We start from the raw sequence: 18,199 nt of genomic DNA, 5'->3' as shown, positions 1-18,199 counted from the left end.
CGCGTGCGGTGTTTGGCACCTGGGCGACTCGATATGGGGAAGAACCCTAGCAGTTGTATCGGAGCTTACCGCTATAACTCACGCACCCTCAAGCAAGGAGAGACGTGTGCAACTGCTGCAACTGCTGATCAGCGGCGCGGCCCAGGGATGTATCTACGGATTGATCGCCCTGGGTTTTGTGCTGATCTACAAAGCCACCGAAACGGTCAGTTTCGCCCAAGGTGACCTCATGATGGTGGGCGCGTTCGCGGGCCTGGCTGCCACCACGGCGCTGGGTTTTCCGTTTTGGTTGGGCGTCATCAGCGCCATCGTCGCCATGATGATCTTCGGCTTCGTGCTGGAGCGCCTGGTGGTGCGTCCCATCCTCGGCCAGCCGGCCTTCTCCATCGTGATGTTGACCATTGGTGTGGGCTACGTGGTGCGCGGCCTGATCACCATGATCCCCGACGTGGGCACCGACACCCACACCTTGCCCGTGCCCTACGCCGGGCAGGTGCTCAACATCGGCACGGCTGTGATTGCGGCTGAACAGCTGGTGGTGATTGGCGCCACCGCCGTGTTGTGTGCCCTGTTGTTTGCGATGTTCAAGTACAGCAAGCTGGGCATCGCCATGCAGGCGTCGTCGCAAAACCAGCTGGCGGCCTACTACATGGGCATCCCGGTCAAGCGGCTCAACGGTCTGGTGTGGGGTCTGGCCGCGGGCGTGGCGGCCGTCGCCGGCCTGCTGCTCGCCCCCATCACCTTCGTGCACGCCAACATGGGCTTCATTGGCCTGAAGGCTTTTCCGGCGGCAGTGGTGGGCGGCTTCACCAGCCTGCCGGGTGCCATCGTGGGCGGCCTGATCATCGGCATCGTCGAAGCCCTGTCCGGCTTCTACCTGCCCGAAGGCTTCAAGGACATCGCTCCCTACATCGTGGTGCTGCTGATGCTGGTGCTCAAGCCCAACGGCCTGTTCGGCGAAAAACTCCGCAAGAAGGTTTGAGGTAGGCCCCATGCGATTCATATTCAAAACCGACTACAACCAAGACATCAAACTGGCCAAACACGGTGGTCACACCTTCTGGTACAGCGCGTTGATGGTGTTCATGCTGACCGCGCCGTGGCTGGTCGATGAGTATTGGCTGGCACAACTGACCTTTGTGCTGATCTACGCCATCGTTGGCCTGGGGCTGATGCTGCTGGCGGGCTTCACCGGCCTCTTCTCGCTGGGACACGCGGCCTTTCTGGGCGTGGGCGCCTACACCCAGGCGGTGATGGTGAACGCGGGCGTCCCCTTTCCGCTGGCTCTGGCGTGCGCGGCCCTGCTGTCTGCCGCCGTGGGCATGGTGGTGGGTCTGCCGGCACTGCGCGTCAAGGGCATCTACCTGGGCATGGCCACGCTGGCGTTTGGCTTCATCGTCGAAGAAGTGATGGCCCGTTGGGAAAAGGTCACCGGCGGCAACGCGGGCCTGCATGTGCACACGCCCAGCTTGTTTGGCTGGGAGCTGGACAGCACCACCGAGTTCTACGGCCTGTGCCTGCTGCTGTGTGTGGGCGCCACGTTGGCCATCGTCAACCTCATGCGTTCGCCCACGGGCCGTGCTTTTGTGGCCATCCGCGACTCGGAAATTTCGGCCCAGAGCATGGGCATCCACATCGCGCGCTACAAGACCATGAGTTTCGCGCTGTCGGCCGCCCTGGCGGGTTTGGGGGGCGCTTTGTACGCCCACAAGATCCAGTTCCTGTCGCCCGAGCAGTTCAGCATCATCCAGTCCATCGACCTGCTGCTGATGGTGGTGATCGGTGGGTTGGGCTCCATCCACGGCGCTTTCTTCGGGGCCATCTTCCTCATCGTGATGCCGCAGATGATCGCGCAGGCCAAGGACTTCCTGCCACCGGCCATTGGCCAGGCGGCCGGTTTACAGGGCACGGTGTATGGCCTGGTGCTGGTGGCCTTTGTGCTGTTTGAGCCCATGGGCCTGTATGGCCGCTGGCTCAAGATCCGCACCTACTTTCAGCTGTTCCCCTTCTACCGGCGCGGCATGTTCAAGCGTCAGAAATCCTTCCAGAAATCGGATCGACTCAAATGAGCCAGCCGCAGAACCCCAACGCCGATGTGTTGTTGTCGGCCCAAAACCTCAGCGTGCGCTTTGGCGGCGTGCTGGCGGTCAACAACGTCAGCTTCGACGTCAAACGCGGCGAGGTGTTCACCCTGATCGGCCCCAACGGTGCTGGCAAGACCACGGTGTTCAACCTCATCAGCCGCATCTACACGCCCACCAGCGGCACCATCGACTTCGCAGCCCCCGGCGGCCAAAGTGGCATGCTGCGCCTGACCGACAAGGCGCCCCATGAAATCGCCAAGCTGGGCATTGCGCGCACCTTCCAGAACATTGAGCTGTTCGAGCACGCCACCGTGCTGCAAAACCTGCTGATCGGGCGCCACACGCACCGGCGCACGGGGCTGTGGAGCGAGATTTTCTTCACCGGCAAAACGCGCGCGGCCGAGATCGAGGCACGTGAAAAGGTGGAGCAGGTGATCGAGCTGCTGGACCTGCAGCACCACCGCGAGTCCATGGTGGCCGGCCTGCCTTACGGCGTGCGCAAGGTGGTGGAGCTGGCGCGTGCGCTGTGCACCGAACCGCAACTGTTGCTGCTCGATGAGCCCTCCTCCGGCCTGAACGTCGAGGAGACCGACGATATGGCCTTCTGGATCACCGACATCAAGGACGAACTGGGCATCACCGTGTTGATGGTGGAACACGACATGGGCCTGGTGTCCAAGGTGTCCGACCGCGTGCTGGCCATGAGCATGGGGGCCGAACTGGCCACCGGCACCCCGGCCGAAGTGCAGCGCGACCCGGGCGTGATCGAAGCCTACCTGGGCTCGGTGGACGATGTGTCGAGCCTGCGCCGCGAGAACCACCCCAAAAGCCACACAGGAGCATCCGCATGACGGCCCCGGTCACCGACAACGCCGTGTTGAAGCTGCTCAACGTCGAGAGCGCCTACGGCCCGATCAAAGCCATTCGCGGTGTGAGCCTGCAGGTGCGTCGCGGCGAAATCGCCACCGTGCTGGGTTCCAACGGTGCGGGCAAAACCACCATCCTCAAAACCATCAGCGGCATCATCGACCCGCGCAAAGGCAGCATTGAGTTCAAGGGCGAGAACATCACCGCCCAGGACCCGGCCCACATCGTTCAACAAGGCCTGATGCACGTGCCCGAAGGCCGCGAGGTGTTCCCGCTGCTCTCGGTGCGCGACAACCTGGTGATGGGCGCCTACACCCGCAAGGACCGCGATGGCGTGGCGCGCGACATCGAAGCGGTGTTTGGCTACTTTCCCATCTTGCGCGAACGCGCCGCGCAGGACGCAGGCCTGCTGTCGGGTGGCCAACAGCAGATGCTGGCCATCAGCCGCGCGCTCATGGCCAACCCCGACCTGATCCTGCTCGACGAACCCAGCCTGGGACTCTCGCCCAAACTCACGAAAGAGATTTTCGAGATCGTGGTGCGCATCAACCGCGAGCGTGGCACCACCATCCTGCTGGTGGAGCAGAACGCCAACATGGCGCTCAACGCCTCGGACTACGGCTACGTGCTGGAGAACGGCCGCATCGTGATGGAGGACACCTGTGCCCACCTGCGCGAGAAGGATGACATCAAGGAGTTCTACCTCGGCATGAAGGAAGAAGGCGTGCGCGCCGACCGCCGCTGGAAGAAGAAAAAGAACTGGCGCTGAGCGCGGCCGCACCAAGCAGACCCAGAGGAAGACTACAGACATGAGCAATTTGTGGGACCCGTCCCGTACACAGCCCGAGACAAAGGTGGTCATGCCGGGCGACACCATTCCCGCCATCTTCTGGAACGCCGCCAAAGCACGCGGCGACAAGGTGTGGCTGCGTCAAAAGGAATTGGGTATCTGGCGCATCTGGACCTGGCAACAGACGGCCACCGCAGTGCGCGAAATTGGCAACGGCCTGCTGTCGCTGGGCTTTTCGGCCCATGAAACCGCTTCGGTGCTGTCCAACACCAATGTCGAGTGGGTGTTGTCCGATCTGGCGATTTTGAGCGCTGGTGGCGTGGCCAATGGCATCTATCCCACCGACGCGGCCGAACAGGTGCACTACCTGTGCGACGACTCGTCCACCACCATCCTGTTCGTGGAAGACGACGAACAGCTGGACAAAGCGCTGGAGGTGCGCGAACGGCTGCCCAAGCTGCGCAAGATCGTGGTGTTCGACATGGAAGGGCTGCGCGATCTGAACGACCCCCAGGTGATCAGCCTGGCGCAGTTGCGCGAGTTGGGCCGCATGTACGGGCTCGAACACCCAAAGGCGCTGGACGAGCGCGTGGCCGCCTGCCAACCCGAGGAGCTGGCCATCCTGATCTACACCTCAGGCACCACCGGCAAGCCCAAAGGCGCAATGCACAACCACAAGGCGCTGGTGTACACGGTGCGCGGCTACAACACACTCATCGCACAGGACGAGACCGACGAGCGCATGTGTTTTCTGCCGCTGTGCCACGTGGCCGAGCGCCTGGGCGGCGAGTACTTTGCGATGTACACCGGCACCATCCTCAACTTTGTCGAAAACCCCGAGACCGTGCCCGAAAACGTGCGCGAGATTGCGCCCACGGTGTTCACCGCCGTGCCGCGCGTGTGGGAAAAGTTCTACTCGGGTGTGATGATCACGCTCAAGGAGGCGAGCCGGCTGCAGCAACTCGCCTATGGTTGGTCCATCGGTGTGGGCACACGCATTGCCGATCTGGTGCTCGCCAAACAACCGGTGCCGGGCTCGCTCAAGCTGCAGTTCCAGATCGCCAAGGTGCTCGCACTCAACAATGTGCGCAAGCTCATCGGCGTGCACCGGGCGCGCTTTTTGGTGACCGGCGCGGCCCCCATCTCCCCCGATCTGGTGCGCTGGTACCTGGCGCTGGGCCTGCCCATGCTGGAGGTCTGGGGCATGACCGAATCGTGTGGTGCCTCCACCGGCATGCCGGCGGACCGCATCAAGCCCGGCTCCATCGGGCCGGCCACCAGCTACAACGAAGTGAAGCTCGACCCGGCCACGGGCGAAATCCTCGTGCGTGGCCCCAACGTCTTCATGGGCTACCTCAACCAGCCCGAAAAAACAGCCGAAACCATAGACAAGGACGGCTGGCTGCACACCGGCGACGTGGGCACGGTGGACGAGGAAGGGTTTTTCCGCATCACCGACCGGATGAAAGACATCATCATCACGGCGGGCGGCAAGAACATCACGCCCAGCGAACTGGAAAACGAGTTGAAATTTTCTCCCTACGTCACCGACGCGGTGGTCATTGGCGACAAACGCCCTTACCTCACTGTGATCGTGATGATCGACCAGGAAAACGTGGAGAAATACGCCCAAGACAACGACGTGCCCTTCAGCAACTACGCCTCTCTGACCAAGTCGGCCGAGGTGCAGGCGCTGATCCAGGCCGAAGTCGAACGCGTCAACAAAAAGTTTGCCCGGGTCGAACAAATCAAGAAGTTCTGGCTGCTCGACACGCAATTGAGCGCCGAAGACGAAGAACTCACACCCACCATGAAGCTCAAACGCAAGCTGGTGCAGCAAAAGTACGCCGCACAAATCGATGCGATGTACCGCTGAGCCCGCCCCACCCTTCCTTCAACAACGCAGGAGACAACCCCGATGAAACTCAAGACCACCCTCACCGTGACCGCGCTGGCGGCCCTGACCGCCACTGGTGCTTTCGCGCAATCCCAGGGCGTGAGCAAGGATGAAATCGTGCTGGGCTCCATCCAGGACTTGTCCGGCCCGTTGGCGGGTTTTGGCAAGCAGGTTCGCCTGGGCATGATCCTGCGCGTGGACGAGCTCAACGAGCAAGGTGGCCTGAACGGCCGCAAGGTGAAGCTGCTGGTGGAAGACTCGGGCTACGACCCGCGTCGCGCCGTGCTGGCGGCCCAGAAGCTGGTCAACCAGGACAAGATTTTTGCCATGGTCGGCCACATCGGCACGGCCCAGAACATGGCCACCTTCCCGGTGCTGTTCCCCAAGAACGTGATCAACTTCTTCCCCGTCACGGCCGCACGCGAAATGTACGAGCCTTTCCACAAGCTCAAATACTCGTTCGCCGCCACCTACTACGACCAGATGCGTCTGGCCGTGCCCAAGATGGTGAAGGAAAAGAACGCGCAGAAAGTTTGCGCCATGTACCAGGACGACGAATTTGGCCTGGAAGTGTTGCGTGGTGCCGAAGAAGGCCTGAAGTCCATCAACATGCAGATGGCCGAAAAAACCTCGTACAAGCGCGGCGCCACCGACTTCTCGTCGCAGATGCAGAAGCTGGCCTCCGAGAAGTGCGACATGGTGGTGATGGGCACCATCATCCGCGAAACCATCGGCGGCATCGCCACCGCGCGTCGCCTGGGCTTCAACCCCACCTTTGTGGGCTCCAGTGCGGCCTACACCGACCTGATCCACAAGCTGGGCGGCCCCGCCATGAATGGGCTGTACGCCACCATGACGGTGCAACACCCCTACCTGGACGAGGCCTCGCAGCCGATTCGCTTCTGGGCCACCAAGTACCAGACCAAGTTCAACGAAGAGCCCACGGTGTTCTCGGTGTACGGCTACAACGCGGTCGACTCCTTCCTGCGCGCCGCCTCCAAGGCGGGCAACAACCTGACCACCGACAGCTTCATCAAAGCCATGGACACCATGGTCATCCCCTCCGACATTTTCGGCAGCGCGGAGATGACCTTTGGCCCACAGAAGCGCCTGGGCAACGCCGACTCGCGCATGTCTCAAATCCAGGACGGCCGCTGGAAAGTGGTGTCGGGCTACTTGAACAAGTGACCCACTGAGCGACTTGGCTCACGAAGAAGCGGCCCAAGCGGCCGCTTTTTTCATGGCAAAAGTGGCAAGGTCAGCACAAACTGCGCGCCGCCACCAGGCGCTGCCTCGCACCGCACCTGCCCGTGGTGCCGTTGGGCGATGGTGCGCACCAGCGACAAACCCAGCCCCACCCCACCCTCGCGCTCGCTGGCGCCTGGCAGCCGGTAGAAAGGCTCGAAGATGCGCTCGCGCAAGGCCTCTGGCACGCCAGGTCCGTGGTCGCGCACCACCAGTTCGGCGCGGCTGCGATCGGGTGCATGGCGCACATCGACCTCGATGGTGCGCAACTGCCCCTGGGCGTCGCGCCCGTAGCGACGGGCGTTTTCCAGCAGGTTGCGCAGCGCCCGTCGCAACAAACGTGCGCTGCCCCAGGCCACCAGCGGCGGCCCGCCGTCGTGCACCGACAACTGGGCATCGGCCTGGGCGCAGGCCTCCGCCGCCAGGCCCACCAAGTCCACTTCTTCCAGTTGGCCCATGGGCGCATCGGCCATGTCCAGCCGGCTGGCCAGCAGAATTTCATCGATGAGCTGGTCCAGCTCGGCGATGTTGCGCGTCAATTCATCGCGCACATGGGCGTCCGAGCCCGCCACGCCGAGCGGCATCAGCTCCAGCCCCATGCGGATGCGCGCCAGCGGCGAGCGCAGTTCGTGCGACGCGTTGGCCAGCAAGGCTTTGTGGGAGCGCACCAGGGTCTGCACCCGCTCGGCCGCCACATTGAAGCGCTGGGCCAGCGAGGCCACTTCGTCTTCGCCGGCCTCCGGCAAACGGACCGACAGATCACCGGCGCCCCACTGCTCCACACCGCGCTGTACGGCCTCAAGCCGCTGCGTGAGCCGGCGCACGATGGGGTAGGCGCCCAAGGCCACCGCCAACGCGGTGAGGCCCAACAAGCCGACGAAGCCGAACGGCGCCTGCAGCCAGAAGGGCTCGTTGCGGCCGGGCGGGCGCGGGGGCCGAGGCAGCTGGATGGACAAGGTCTCGCCATCGACCATGGGCACCTGAAATTCCAGCCCCTGCCCGGGCACCCGGACGCCTCGGCTGGCGGCCTGGCCAACCACATCGCCGTCGCTGTTGCGCACAATGATTTCACGCCCCGGACGCTGCGCGCGGTCGTGCTCGACCTGCTCCTTCCAGATCCAGCCCACCAGCAAGGCCATGACCGCCAGGGCCGCGACCACGGCCAGCCAGATGCGCAGGTACAGGCGCTGACCCAGGGGGGCGATCATGGCCGCCATCTTTCAGTCTTGCTGCTTGGCAAACACATAACCCACCCCCCGCACGGTGAGGATGCGTTTGGGGGTTTTGCTGTCCGCCTCAATGGCATTGCGGATACGCCCCACATGCACGTCGATGGAGCGATCGAAGGCCTCCAGCTCGCGGCCACGAACCGCCTCCATGATCTGGTCGCGCGTGAGCACACGGCCCGCACGCTCGGCCATGGCCAGCAAGAGGTCGAACTGGTAGGAGGTCAGTTCGCAAGCCGCACCGGCCACCGTCACAGTGCGAGCGTCGCGGTCGATTTCGAGCGAACCAAAGCGCAACAGCGGCTGGCGGGCGTCGGCCGCATCGGCACGCGATTCGCCCTTGCGCCGCAGCACCGCGCGGATGCGGGCCAGCAGCTCGCGCGGCTCAAAAGGCTTGGGCAAGTAGTCGTCGGCACCCATCTCCAAGCCGATGATGCGGTCCATGGGGTCGCCCTTGGCGGTGAGCATGAGCAGCGGCACGCGCGCGGCCTCGCCGGGCAGGGCCCGGATTCGGCGACACACTTCCAGTCCGTCCATGTCGGGCAACATCAGGTCCAGAATGACCAAATCGGGCATGCGTTCTTGCACCGCCGCCAGGCCCTTGCCGCCGTCGTCGGCATGGGCGACCTCGAATCCAGACTGACCCAGGTACTCCGCCACCATGCGGGCCAGGCGGGTGTCGTCTTCGATGATCAGGAGTTGGGTGGATGCCATGGGCGTGCGGTTGTCCATCGGTTGAGTGTGCAGCGGCCGTTTGGCAGCGCGTTTTCGGCAGCGTAAAGATTGGGTGAAGCCCGTTCAGGCACGTGCGCTGACCCGAGACGCCAGCCACACGAGCAACAGCACCGGCAAGCCCAGCAAAGCGGTGCCGATGAAAAAGCTGGTGTAGCCGTGGGCGTCCACAAAGGCGCCGGAAAACCCGGCCAGCCATTTGGGTGCCAGCAGCATCATGGAGCTGAACAGCGCGTATTGCGTGGCCGAATAGCTGACGTTGGTGAGGCTGGAGAGGTAGGCAATGAAGCCGGCCGAGGCCACACCAGCGCTCAGGTTGTCGGCCGAGATCACCAGCACCAACGCCGTCACATCGTGGCCATGGCCACCCAACCACGCAAACAACAGGTTGCTGCAGGCACTCAGCACCGCACCCAGCATCAGCACGCGCATCACACCCCAGCGCATGGCCAAAGCGCCCCCCAGGAAGGCGCCCACCAGCGTCATGATGACCCCATAGACCTTGGTGACGGCAGCCACCTCGTCCTTGGTGTAGCCCATGTCCACATAAAACGGGTTGGCCATGATGCCCATGACCACGTCGCTGATGCGGTACATGCCGATCAGTGCCAGCACCAGCACCGCCTGTTTGCCGTAGCGGCGCAGGAAGTCGGCAAACGGTTCAACCAAGGCACCCCGCAACCATTCGGCTAGGTTGCGTGAGGGCGGCAGCACACGGTGCGCGGGCTCGGTCGACAACAACACGGTGAGCACCCCTACCGCCATCGATGCCGCCATCACCAGGTACGCCCACTGCCACGCGGCCTGCTGGTAACCCGACACCACGCCCAGCTCAGCCCGAGCGGCCAGCCACAACACCCCCGCGCCGGCCCAGATCATGGCCAGGCGGTAGCCGGTCTGGTAGGTGGCGGCCAAGGCCCCCTGGTGTTGTGCGTCGGCCGATTCGATGCGGTAGGCGTCCAGCGCGATGTCCTGCGTGGCCGACGCAAAGGCCACCATCAGGGCACACCACACGATGGGGCCCAGGGCCTGGCGTGGATCGGACAGTGCCATGCCCACCAGGCCAGCGGCAATCGCCAATTGCGACAACAACAGCCAGGAGCGGCGCCGGCCGAGCCACCGGGTCAGAAGCGGCAGGGGCAAACGGTCCACCAAAGGCGCCCAGCACCACTTGAAGGCGTAAGCCAAGCCCACCCAGCTCAGGTAGCCGATGGTGGAGCGGTCCAGCCCAGCCTCGCGCAAGCGGAAGCTCAGCGTGCCCAGCACCAGCAGCAGGGGCAGCCCGGCCGAAAAACCCAGCGCCAGCATGCGCAAACTGGCCGGCTCCAGGTACACCCGCCATGCCTGCCGCCAACTCATGCGGGGCGGTGGAGACGTTTCAGGCGGGGCAGCAGACGCGGAAACCGTGGAAGGGGGCATGAAACCTCAATGTTTGCAAGGCCACACAGGGGCATGGCCTTTTTCCTTATTATTCCCGCATATGTGCTGGCTTTGTGACGCTAAAACCTCCGCCTCCCCGCCGCCCGCTGAGGCCACGCGGTCGGGGCACCGCTGGTCCTCTCGGCGGGCCTTCATGCTGGCCAGCGCGGGTGCGGCGGCGCTGGGTGGCACGGGTGCGGCCCTCGCGCAAGTGGAGGTGGGCAAAGCCTCGTCGCTGCGCAAACTGGTGCCGGCAGAACGCCTGGAGGCGGCGGCCGCTCAGCAGTACGCGCAGATGTTGGCCGAAGCCAAGGCACAGCGTGCGCTGGCGCCCGACAACCACCCTCAGTTGCAGCGCCTGCGCGCCATGGCCAACCAGCTGATCCCATTCACCGTGCCCTGGAACGACCGGGCAAGGCAATGGCGCTGGGAAGTCAACCTGATCGGCAGCAAACAGATCAACGCCTTTTGTATGCCGGGCGGCAAGATCGCCTTCTACACCGGCATCCTCGACCAGCTCAAACTCAGCGACGACGAGGCGGCCATGATCATGGGCCACGAAATGGCCCACGCCCTGCGCGAGCACGCCCGCGAACGCATCGCCAAAAGCCAGGCCACCGGCCTGGGCCTGTCCATAGGCGCCCAACTGCTGGGCTTGGGCGAATTGGGCAACATGGCCGCCAACCTCGGCACCCAGTTGCTCACGCTCAAATTCAGCCGCGAAGACGAAAGTGAAGCCGATCTGGTGGGACTGGAACTCGCCGCGCGCGCCGCCTTCCGACCCCAGGCCAGTGTGACGCTGTGGCAGAAAATGACCGCTGCCGGCGGTGGCAGCGGGCCGGGCTTTTTGTCCACCCACCCCAGCGGCCCCGAGCGCATCCGCGAGCTGCAGGACAACGTGCCCAAGGTCGAAACGCTGTACAACCAGGCCCGCCGCGGGGGCTGATCAGGTGCCGCGCACGTAAGGGTTGCTGCGCCGCTCGCGGCCGAACGTGCTTTCCGGCCCGTGACCGGGGATGAACACCGTGACATCGCCCATGGGCCACAGGCGCTGGGTGATGCTGGCAATGAGCGTGTCGTGGTCGCCCTGCGGAAAATCGGTGCGACCGATGCTGCCGGCAAACAACACGTCGCCCACAAAGGCTCGCTGAATATCGGGCGAGTGGAACACCACGTGGCCAGGCGTGTGACCCGGGCAGTGGCGCACGTTGAGGGTGCAGTGGCCGATCTGCACCGTGTCGCCATCGGCCAGCCAGCGCGTGGGCGTGAAATGTCCCGCTGGCGGGAACCCAAACATCACACTTTGCTGGGGCAAACCGTCGATCCAGAACTGGTCGCCCGGGTGGGGGCCGATGATGGGCAGGTTCAGGCGTTTGGCCAGCTCGGCGGTGCCCCCGGCGTGGTCGATGTGAGCGTGGGTGAGCCAGATTTGCACCAGCTTCACATCCAGCCGTTGGGCTTCGGCCAGCAGGTGGTCCAGATCGCCGCCCGGATCGATGATGGCGGCCTCGCGGGTGTCATCGCACCAGACGATGGAGGCGTTTTGCTGAAAGGGTGTGACGGGAACGGTGTGGTAGCGCAGCATGCAACGGGCATCCAACAGACGCGTGACAAGGATGCGCTATTGTCGGTCAGGCCGCCCGCCCATGCGGGGTGGCGACAAGCCTCAAACGTAGAGGTTGACCTGCGTGCCCAGGTTACCGCTGGGCGCCAGCGGCATCACCGCCGGCATGGCCTGCAACAAGGCCAGAGCGCCGGTGGCCTGGGCGTCCAGCGCGGTTTTGAGCACGCTGACCTGCACCTGCTGTTCCAGCTCGACCTGTTTGGTGGCCACAACGGCGTTGACCATGGCGGTGGGTGAAATGTCCATGAGGTGGTATCGGCAGGCCGGCGCGGCACTTGAGCGCCGGGCCGACCAGCGGCAGGGATTCAGTCCAACAGCTCGCGCGGCACGTTGCCGCCGTTGGCCGCGATGTGCCCCAGCACGTTCTTGTGCAGCCACATGTTCATCTGCGCCGAGTCGGCCATTTTGTCCACCGGGCAGTGCAGCTCCTCGGCCAGGGCTTTGCGCGCGGCCAGGCTGCTGTCCATGTCCAGCAGCTTGAGCAAATCCACAATGGAAGTGCGCCAGTTGAGCTTTTGTGGATTGGCGGCAGCGCGCTGTTCAAGCTGGGCCACCACGTCCACCATGGCAATGGCGTTGACCACGGGGGCCGCAGGCGCTGCCGCAGTGGGCGCCGCAGCGAGATCGGGCGCGAGTTCCGGCGCTGGCACAGGCACTGCGTTGGCCGAACCGATGCCCAGCTTTTCGAGAATGTTGCTGAAAAAACCCATGATGTGCTCCCAAAAGCGATCAGCTGACGAGGGCTGGCGGGAGTGCCTGTCCCTTCACCGATGACCTGATCACATCCTACGGCATTCAGGTGACAGAACGGCCCGCCTCACAGGCCAAACTCGTAAACGATGGTCAACGGCGCGTGGTCGGAAAACTTCTGCTCTTTGTAGATGTCGGCCTGGCGTGCATAGGCCGCCAAACCGGGCGATGCCAGGTGGTAGTCCAGCCGCCAGCCCACGTTCTTGGCGTAGGCCTGGCCCCGGTTGCTCCACCACGTGTAGCAGGCGTCGGTGGTGTCGGGGTGGAGCTGGCGGTAGACGTCCACCAGACCACCTGCGGTCAGGGTTTGGGTCATCCAGGCGCGCTCTTCCGGCAGGAAGCCGCTGTTTTTCTGGTTGCTTTTCCAGTTCTTGAGGTCTTGTTCCTTGTGGGCGATGTTGAGATCGCCGCACAAGATGAAGTCACGCTGGGCCTTCAGCCCCATCAGGTGCGGGTAGACCACGTCAAGGAAGCGGAACTTGGCGGCCTGCCGGTCTTCGCCCGAGGAACCGCTGGGAAAGTAGGCGCTGATGACACTGCGCTTTTGGCTGGGCGTGTCAAAACGCAGTTCGACGTAGCGGCCCTCGCCGTCGAATTCACCGCCGTCAAAACCCACGATGACATCGCTGGGCTCGTGCCGGCTGTAGACGGCCACACCCGAATAGCCCTTCTTCTCGGCAAAGTGGAAGTGTCCCTTGAGACCAGCCAGCGATTCAAAGCGGCCCGCCACATCCGGCGCTTGCGCCTTGAGCTCCTGCACACAAATACAATCGGGCGCGGTGGCGGCCACCCAGTCTTCCACGCCCTTGGTGGCGGCGGAGCGGATGCCGTTGAGATTGAGGCTGGTGAGTTTGAACAAGGAAAACCCCATGTTGGATTCGGGCACGCAAGACGAACTTGCGCAGGCGTTTGTGCAATTTTCGGTCGAATCGGGCGTGCTGCGCTTTGGCGAATTCAAGACCAAGGCGGGGCGGATGTCGCCTTACTTCTTCAACGCCGGCCTGTTCGACGACGGCGCCAAGCTGGGCCGGCTGGCGGCATTCTATGCAAAGCGCATCGTGGACAGCGGGATCGAATTCGACATGATCTTCGGCCCCGCCTACAAGGGCATTCCGCTGGGCGCAGCGGTGGCCATCGAGCTGGCGCGGCTGGGCCGCAACGTACCGTTTGCCTACAACCGCAAGGAAGCCAAGGACCACGGCGAAGGTGGCACCCTGGTGGGCGCGCCACTCAAAGGCCGGGTGCTGATCGTGGACGATGTGATGAGTGCGGGCACGGCCGCGCGCGAATCCATCGCGCTGATACGCGCGGCAGGTGCCACCGCCAGCGCGGTGGCGATTGCCTTGGACCGCCAGGAAATGGCCACCGAGATCGGTGCCGACGGTGTGCAACGCGACCTGGCCCACAGCGCTGTGCAATACGTGCGCAACACCCTGGGCCTGCAGGTGTGCGCCATTGCCCAATTGACCGACCTGCTGCAGTATCTGGAAACCCGCCAGAACGATCCCGAAGTGGCCCAGCACGGCGCCCGCGTGCGTGCCTACCGGGAACGCTACGGCGTCCAATAAACCCACCACACACACCATGCCCTCACAAGCCCGCGCGTCAGCCCGCTCAATCGCCTGCGCTCTGGCGCTGGCCTGGTGTTATGGGGGGCTGGCGCAAGCAGCCATCTTCACCTGTGTGGATGCCCAAGGAAGGCGCATCACCTCCGACCGCCCCATCGCGGCCTGCATGGACCGCGAACAGCGCGAGTTGTCCCCCAGTGGCAGCGTGCGGCGCGTGATTCCCCCCGAACCCACCGCAGAAGAACGCGCGGCACAGGACGCCAAACGCAAAGCCGACGCCGAGCGCGATGCCCGACTGAATGAGGAAAAACGCCGGGAACGCGCCCTGCTCTCGCGCTACCCCAACGAAGCGGCGCACCAGCGCGAACGGGTCAAGGCCCTGGAATCGGTGGACGCCGTGGAAGCAGCCATCCACCACCGCATCGAAGAACTGGTGAAGCAGCGCGCCAAGCTGAACGAGGAAATGGCCTTTTATGCCAAAGACCCAGCCAAGACGCCCCCGCTGCTCAAGCGCAATTTCAACGACAACGAAAACCTGGTCAGCGCCCAACAAAGCGCCTTGAAGCAGCAAGCCGAAGAACGCCAACGGGTGAGCGAACGGTTTGATGCGGAACTGGAGCAACTGCGCAAGCTCTGGGCGCAGTCTGCTGCGGGGCCAACCACCCGCTGAAGCACAGCGGGCGGCGGGTCCGTCAAAGCCCCAGCTTTTTCTTGATCAGCTCGTTGGCCTGGGCCGGGTTGGCCTTGCCCTTGCTCGCCTTCATGACCTGCCCCACCAGCGCGTTGAAGGCCTTGTCTTTGCCGGCGCGCACCTGGGCCACGTTGTCGGCGTTGGCGGCGATCACGTCTTCGACGATCTTCTCCAGCGCGCCGGCGTCGTTCATCTGCTTGAGACCCTTGGCCTCGATCACGGCGTCCACGGTCGAGGACGCATCGGCCCACAACACGTCCAGCACCTGCTTGCCCGCATTGTTGCTGATGGTGCCATCCGCGATGCGCCCCACCAGGACGGCCAATTGGGCAGCGCTCACGGGCGAGGCAGCGATGTCGCGCTCCTCGGCATTGAGGCGGCGCGAGAACTCGCCCATCAGCCAGTTGCTGACCAGCTTCGCCTGGCCGCTGGCTTTGGCAGCAGCTTCAAAAAACGCGGCCATGGCCGTGCTCTGCGTCAGCATGGTGGCGTCGTACTCGGGCAGGCCGTAGTCGCGCACAAAACGCTCGGCCATGGCGCGCGGCAGCTCGGGCATCTCGGCCTTGACGCGCTCCACCCAGTCGCGGCCAATCACCAGCGGCGGCAGGTCGGGGTCGGGGAAGTAGCGGTAATCGGCCGCGTCTTCCTTGGTACGCATGGCGCGGGTCTCGCCGGTGTCGGGGTCGAACAGCACGGTGGCCTGCTGGATGGCGTGACCGTCCTCGATCTGTTCGATCTGCCAGCGCACCTCGTAGTCGATGGCCTGCTGCATGAACTTGAAGGAATTCAGGTTCTTGATCTCGCGGCGTGTGCCCAGCGGCTGGCCCGGCTTGCGCACCGACACGTTGGCGTCGCAGCGGAAGCTGCCTTCCTGCATGTTGCCGTCGCAGATGCCGATCCAGGTGACGATCTTGTGCAGTTCCTTGGCGTAGGCAACGGCCTCGACGCTGGAGCGGATGTCGGGCTCGGTCACGATCTCCAGCAGCGGCGTGCCGGCGCGGTTGAGGTCGATGCCGCTCTGACCAATGAAGTCCTCGTGCAGCGATTTGCCCGCGTCTTCTTCGAGGTGGGCGCGCACCAGGCGGACGGTCTTTTTCTCCTCGCCCAGGAAAAAACTCACCTCGCCGCCCTGCACCACCGGGATCTCGAACTGGCTGATCTGGTAGCCCTTGGGCAGGTCGGGGTAGAAGTAGTTCTTGCGTGCGAACACGCTCTCTTCGGCGATGTGCGAACCCAGGGCCAGGCCCAGGCGGATGGCGCGTTCGACCGCGCCCTTGTTCATCACCGGCAGCGTGCCGGGCAAGGCCAGGTCCACCGCGCAGGCCTGGGTGTTGGGCTCGGCGCCGAAGGCGGTAGGCGCGCGGCTGAAAATTTTGCTCTGGGTGGAAAGCTGGGCGTGGGTCTCGAAGCCGATCACGACTTCGTAGCCGTGCACCAGCAGGGATGTCGTCTGGCTCATGCGAAGGCCTCGGGGGTGCGGGTGTGCCAATCGGTGGCTTGCTGGAAGGCGTGGGCCACGCCCAGCAGGCGCGACTCGTCGAAGTAGTTGCCCACGAGCTGCAAGCCCACGGGCATGTTGCCTGCACCAAAACCGGCGGGCACGCTCATACCGGGCAGACCGGCCAGGCTGGTGGACAGGGTGTAGATGTCGGCCAGGTAGTTGGCCACCGGGTCGTCGCTCTTCTCGCCAATCTTCCAAGCCACGGTGGGCGCCACCGGACCAGCAATCACGTCGCACTGGCTGAAGGCCTGCTGGAAGTCCTGCGCGATCAGGCGGCGGATCTGCTGGGCCTTGAGGTAGTAGGCGTCGTAGTAGCCGTGGCTCAGCACGTAGGTGCCGATCATGATGCGGCGCTGCACCTCGGGCCCAAAGCCCTCGCTGCGCGACTTCTTGTACATGTCGATCAGGTCGTCGTACTGCGCCGCGCGGTGGCCGAACTTGACGCCGTCGAAACGGCTCAGGTTGGAGCTGGCCTCGGCCGGTGCGATGACGTAATACACAGGGATGGACAGCTCGGTGCGCGGCAGGGCGATGTCCACCAAGGTAGCGCCGAGCTTTTCGTATTCGCTGAGCGCAGCGCGCACAGCGACCAGTACGTCGGGCGCGCAGCCAGCGCCGAAGAACTCCTTGGGCAAGCCAATGCGCAGGCCTTTGAGCGGCTGCGAGGCGGTGGCATCCGCAAGGGGTTTGAGCATGCCGGCACTGTAGTCCTCGGCAGGGCGGTCCAGGCTGGTGGAATCACGGTCAAGGTCTGGGCCAGCCATGGCGGTCAGCAAGGCGGCGCAATCGGCCGCGCTGCGGGCCATGGGGCCGGCCTGGTCCAAGCTGGAGGCGAAGGCCACCATGCCGTAGCGCGAGCAGCGCCCGTAGGTGGGCTTGATGCCGGTGATGCCACAGAAGGCGGCCGGTTGGCGGATGGAGCCGCCGGTGTCGGTGCCGGTGGCGGCGGGTGCCAAGCGCGCGGCCACCACGGCGGCCGAGCCGCCCGAGGAGCCGCCGGGAATGCGCGACACGTCCCAGGGGTTGTGGGCCGGGCCGTAGGCCGAGTTGTCGTTGCCCGAGCCCATGGCGAACTCGTCGCAGTTGAGCTTGCCCAGGGTCACCGCGCCGGCCTCGGCCAGCTGGCGCACCACGGTGGCGTCGAACGGGCTCTGGTAGCCCTCCAGCATCTTGCTGCCGGCGGTGGTGGGGAAATCGCGGGTGACGAAGATGTCCTTGTGGGCCAGCGGAACACCCAGCAGCGGCGTGCGTTCGCCAGCGGCGATGCGGGCATCGGCCGCGCGGGCCTGGGCCAGGGACGCGTCCTCGTTGAAGGCCAAATAGGCGCCCAGGCCGCTGTGCTGTTTGGCGCGCGCCAGCAAATGCTGCGCAGCTTCGACGGACGAGGTTTTTTTGTCTGCGATGGCGGTGGCCAGTTCGGCCACACCCATCTGATGGAGGTCGGGGGCGCTCATTCAATCACCTTGGGCACAAGGAACAGGCCGCGCTCGACGGCGGGGGCGCTTTTCTGGTTGGCTTCGCGTTGGTTGGGTTCGCTGGCGACGTCATCGCGCAGGCGCAGGGCCACGTGGTCGATGACGGCGGTGGGGTGGGCCAATGGCGCCACGCCGGTGGTGTCCACCGCATTCATCTGTTCGACGATGTCAAAAAAACCATTGAGCTGCGTGAGCATGCGCTCACTTTGATCGGGCGACAGCGAAAGCCGCGCCAGATTCGCGATACGCGAAATGTCGTTGAGTTGCAGGGACATGGGCAGAGCCGGCCTGGAAGCCGGATGTAAAAGTGCGTGAAATGGTCGCCAAATG

Annotated in this window: 19 protein-coding genes; 9 read left to right on the top strand and 10 right to left on the bottom strand. The window is 64.4% G+C overall.

Going from position 1 to position 18,199, the window contains the following annotated elements; all coding sequences use genetic code 11:
* Positions 1-106 precede the first annotated feature (106 nt).
* From ACFQU0_RS09080 to ACFQU0_RS09055, 6 genes are read left to right on the top strand one after another with little or no spacing between them, the layout of a single operon-like run.
* On the top strand, positions 107-982 hold the full coding sequence (locus ACFQU0_RS09080; RefSeq protein ID WP_382199948.1) for a branched-chain amino acid ABC transporter permease: 876 nt from the start codon (positions 107-109) through the stop codon (positions 980-982).
* Positions 983-992: 10 nt separating this feature from the next.
* Positions 993-2,069 carry a branched-chain amino acid ABC transporter permease gene (locus tag ACFQU0_RS09075; RefSeq protein ID WP_382199946.1) on the top strand — a complete coding sequence of 359 codons (1,077 nt, stop codon included), beginning with the start codon at positions 993-995 and terminating at the stop codon, positions 2,067-2,069.
* The gene (locus ACFQU0_RS09070; RefSeq protein ID WP_382199944.1) at positions 2,066-2,935 is read left to right on the top strand and encodes an ABC transporter ATP-binding protein; all 870 of its coding nucleotides are present in this window, start codon (positions 2,066-2,068) and stop codon (positions 2,933-2,935) included. Before ACFQU0_RS09075 ends, ACFQU0_RS09070 begins: the two co-directional genes overlap by 4 nt.
* Positions 2,932-3,720, top strand: a complete 789-nt coding sequence (locus ACFQU0_RS09065; RefSeq protein ID WP_382199942.1) for an ABC transporter ATP-binding protein — start codon at positions 2,932-2,934, stop codon at positions 3,718-3,720. The genes ACFQU0_RS09070 and ACFQU0_RS09065 overlap by 4 nt, the downstream gene beginning before the upstream one ends.
* Positions 3,721-3,760: 40 nt before the next feature.
* Positions 3,761-5,617, top strand: coding sequence for an AMP-dependent synthetase/ligase (locus ACFQU0_RS09060; RefSeq protein ID WP_382199940.1), 1,857 nt, complete (start codon positions 3,761-3,763; stop codon positions 5,615-5,617).
* A gap of 42 nt (positions 5,618-5,659) precedes the next feature.
* On the top strand, positions 5,660-6,826 hold the full coding sequence (locus tag ACFQU0_RS09055; RefSeq protein WP_382199938.1) for an ABC transporter substrate-binding protein: 1,167 nt from the start codon (positions 5,660-5,662) through the stop codon (positions 6,824-6,826).
* A 50-nt stretch (positions 6,827-6,876) separates the two neighbouring features.
* Here the strand turns inward: ACFQU0_RS09055 and ACFQU0_RS09050 are convergent, their stop codons facing one another.
* The 3 genes from ACFQU0_RS09050 to ACFQU0_RS09040 all read right to left on the bottom strand — a co-directional run bounded on the left by ACFQU0_RS09050 (position 6,877) and on the right by ACFQU0_RS09040 (position 10,200).
* A complete protein-coding gene (locus ACFQU0_RS09050; protein WP_382199936.1) occupies positions 6,877-8,091 on the bottom strand; it encodes a HAMP domain-containing sensor histidine kinase in 1,215 nt (404 codons plus the stop codon).
* A gap of 12 nt (positions 8,092-8,103) precedes the next feature.
* On the bottom strand, positions 8,104-8,841 hold the full coding sequence (locus ACFQU0_RS09045) for a response regulator (RefSeq protein WP_382199935.1): 738 nt from the start codon (positions 8,839-8,841) through the stop codon (positions 8,104-8,106).
* 66 nt (positions 8,842-8,907) lie between these two features.
* Positions 8,908-10,200 (bottom strand): AmpG family muropeptide MFS transporter, encoded by a 1,293-nt coding sequence (locus tag ACFQU0_RS09040; protein ID WP_382199933.1) that lies wholly within the window; start codon positions 10,198-10,200, stop codon positions 8,908-8,910.
* Between the two features lie 121 nt (positions 10,201-10,321).
* On the opposite strand from ACFQU0_RS09040, the gene ACFQU0_RS09035 reads away from it, so the two are divergent.
* The gene (locus tag ACFQU0_RS09035) at positions 10,322-11,206 is read left to right on the top strand and encodes a M48 family metallopeptidase (RefSeq protein ID WP_382199931.1); all 885 of its coding nucleotides are present in this window, start codon (positions 10,322-10,324) and stop codon (positions 11,204-11,206) included.
* Here ACFQU0_RS09035 and ACFQU0_RS09030 read toward each other — a convergent pair whose 3' ends face one another.
* The 4 genes from ACFQU0_RS09030 to ACFQU0_RS09015 form a co-directional block, all read right to left on the bottom strand.
* Positions 11,207-11,845: an MBL fold metallo-hydrolase gene (locus tag ACFQU0_RS09030; protein WP_382199929.1), complete on the bottom strand. Its 639-nt coding sequence runs from the start codon at positions 11,843-11,845 to the stop codon at positions 11,207-11,209. It lies immediately after the preceding gene.
* 81 nt (positions 11,846-11,926) lie between these two features.
* Positions 11,927-12,130 carry a YjfB family protein gene (locus ACFQU0_RS09025; RefSeq protein ID WP_382199927.1) on the bottom strand — a complete coding sequence of 68 codons (204 nt, stop codon included), beginning with the start codon at positions 12,128-12,130 and terminating at the stop codon, positions 11,927-11,929.
* Between the two features lie 59 nt (positions 12,131-12,189).
* On the bottom strand, positions 12,190-12,594 hold the full coding sequence (locus tag ACFQU0_RS09020; protein WP_382199925.1) for a DUF3597 domain-containing protein: 405 nt from the start codon (positions 12,592-12,594) through the stop codon (positions 12,190-12,192).
* Positions 12,595-12,701: 107 nt separating this feature from the next.
* Positions 12,702-13,493: an exodeoxyribonuclease III gene (locus ACFQU0_RS09015; RefSeq protein ID WP_382199923.1), complete on the bottom strand. Its 792-nt coding sequence runs from the start codon at positions 13,491-13,493 to the stop codon at positions 12,702-12,704.
* A gap of 10 nt (positions 13,494-13,503) precedes the next feature.
* Here ACFQU0_RS09015 and pyrE point away from each other — a divergent pair, with 10 nt between their 5' ends.
* Positions 13,504-14,202 carry an orotate phosphoribosyltransferase gene (gene pyrE, locus ACFQU0_RS09010; protein ID WP_382199921.1) on the top strand — a complete coding sequence of 233 codons (699 nt, stop codon included), beginning with the start codon at positions 13,504-13,506 and terminating at the stop codon, positions 14,200-14,202.
* A gap of 16 nt (positions 14,203-14,218) precedes the next feature.
* Positions 14,219-14,872 carry a DUF4124 domain-containing protein gene (locus ACFQU0_RS09005; RefSeq protein WP_382199919.1) on the top strand — a complete coding sequence of 218 codons (654 nt, stop codon included), beginning with the start codon at positions 14,219-14,221 and terminating at the stop codon, positions 14,870-14,872.
* A 22-nt stretch (positions 14,873-14,894) separates the two neighbouring features.
* Here ACFQU0_RS09005 and gatB read toward each other — a convergent pair whose 3' ends face one another.
* The 3 genes from gatB to gatC are packed head-to-tail and all read right to left on the bottom strand — an operon-like array spanning position 14,895 to position 18,144.
* On the bottom strand, positions 14,895-16,352 hold the full coding sequence (gene gatB, locus ACFQU0_RS09000; protein WP_382199918.1) for an Asp-tRNA(Asn)/Glu-tRNA(Gln) amidotransferase subunit GatB: 1,458 nt from the start codon (positions 16,350-16,352) through the stop codon (positions 14,895-14,897).
* A complete protein-coding gene (gatA, locus tag ACFQU0_RS08995) occupies positions 16,349-17,848 on the bottom strand; it encodes an Asp-tRNA(Asn)/Glu-tRNA(Gln) amidotransferase subunit GatA (protein ID WP_382199916.1) in 1,500 nt (499 codons plus the stop codon). The genes gatB and gatA overlap by 4 nt, the downstream gene beginning before the upstream one ends.
* Entirely contained in the window at positions 17,845-18,144 is a 300-nt protein-coding gene (gene gatC, locus ACFQU0_RS08990) for an Asp-tRNA(Asn)/Glu-tRNA(Gln) amidotransferase subunit GatC (RefSeq protein ID WP_382199915.1), read from the bottom strand. The genes gatA and gatC overlap by 4 nt, the downstream gene beginning before the upstream one ends.
* Between the last annotated feature and the right edge of the window lie 55 nt (positions 18,145-18,199).

The organism is Hydrogenophaga defluvii (assembly GCF_042665235.1).
Lineage (GTDB): Bacteria > Pseudomonadota > Gammaproteobacteria > Burkholderiales > Burkholderiaceae_C > Hydrogenophaga > Hydrogenophaga defluvii_A.
Note: the sequence above shows the minus strand (reverse complement) of the source record. Positions and strands in the feature narration are given on the sequence as shown.

Bases quoted from the DNA above. Each gene is read 5' to 3' on its own strand.
- ACFQU0_RS09075 (WP_382199946.1), top strand. From the start codon at position 993: ATGCGATTCATATTCAAAACCGACTACAACCAAGACATCAAACTGGCC.
- ACFQU0_RS09070 (WP_382199944.1), top strand. From the start codon at position 2,066: ATGAGCCAGCCGCAGAACCCCAACGCCGATGTGTTGTTGTCGGCCCAA.
- ACFQU0_RS09065 (WP_382199942.1), top strand. From the start codon at position 2,932: ATGACGGCCCCGGTCACCGACAACGCCGTGTTGAAGCTGCTCAACGTC.
- ACFQU0_RS09060 (WP_382199940.1), top strand. From the start codon at position 3,761: ATGAGCAATTTGTGGGACCCGTCCCGTACACAGCCCGAGACAAAGGTG.
- ACFQU0_RS09055 (WP_382199938.1), top strand. From the start codon at position 5,660: ATGAAACTCAAGACCACCCTCACCGTGACCGCGCTGGCGGCCCTGACC.
- ACFQU0_RS09050 (WP_382199936.1), bottom strand. From the start codon at position 8,091: ATGATCGCCCCCCTGGGTCAGCGCCTGTACCTGCGCATCTGGCTGGCC.
- ACFQU0_RS09045 (WP_382199935.1), bottom strand. From the start codon at position 8,841: ATGGACAACCGCACGCCCATGGCATCCACCCAACTCCTGATCATCGAA.
- ACFQU0_RS09040 (WP_382199933.1), bottom strand. From the start codon at position 10,200: ATGAGTTGGCGGCAGGCATGGCGGGTGTACCTGGAGCCGGCCAGTTTG.
- ACFQU0_RS09035 (WP_382199931.1), top strand. From the start codon at position 10,322: ATGTGCTGGCTTTGTGACGCTAAAACCTCCGCCTCCCCGCCGCCCGCT.
- ACFQU0_RS09030 (WP_382199929.1), bottom strand. From the start codon at position 11,845: ATGCTGCGCTACCACACCGTTCCCGTCACACCCTTTCAGCAAAACGCC.
- ACFQU0_RS09025 (WP_382199927.1), bottom strand. From the start codon at position 12,130: ATGGACATTTCACCCACCGCCATGGTCAACGCCGTTGTGGCCACCAAA.
- ACFQU0_RS09020 (WP_382199925.1), bottom strand. From the start codon at position 12,594: ATGGGTTTTTTCAGCAACATTCTCGAAAAGCTGGGCATCGGTTCGGCC.
- pyrE (WP_382199921.1), top strand. From the start codon at position 13,504: ATGTTGGATTCGGGCACGCAAGACGAACTTGCGCAGGCGTTTGTGCAA.
- ACFQU0_RS09005 (WP_382199919.1), top strand. From the start codon at position 14,219: ATGCCCTCACAAGCCCGCGCGTCAGCCCGCTCAATCGCCTGCGCTCTG.
- gatB (WP_382199918.1), bottom strand. From the start codon at position 16,352: ATGAGCCAGACGACATCCCTGCTGGTGCACGGCTACGAAGTCGTGATC.
- gatA (WP_382199916.1), bottom strand. From the start codon at position 17,848: ATGAGCGCCCCCGACCTCCATCAGATGGGTGTGGCCGAACTGGCCACC.
- gatC (WP_382199915.1), bottom strand. From the start codon at position 18,144: ATGTCCCTGCAACTCAACGACATTTCGCGTATCGCGAATCTGGCGCGG.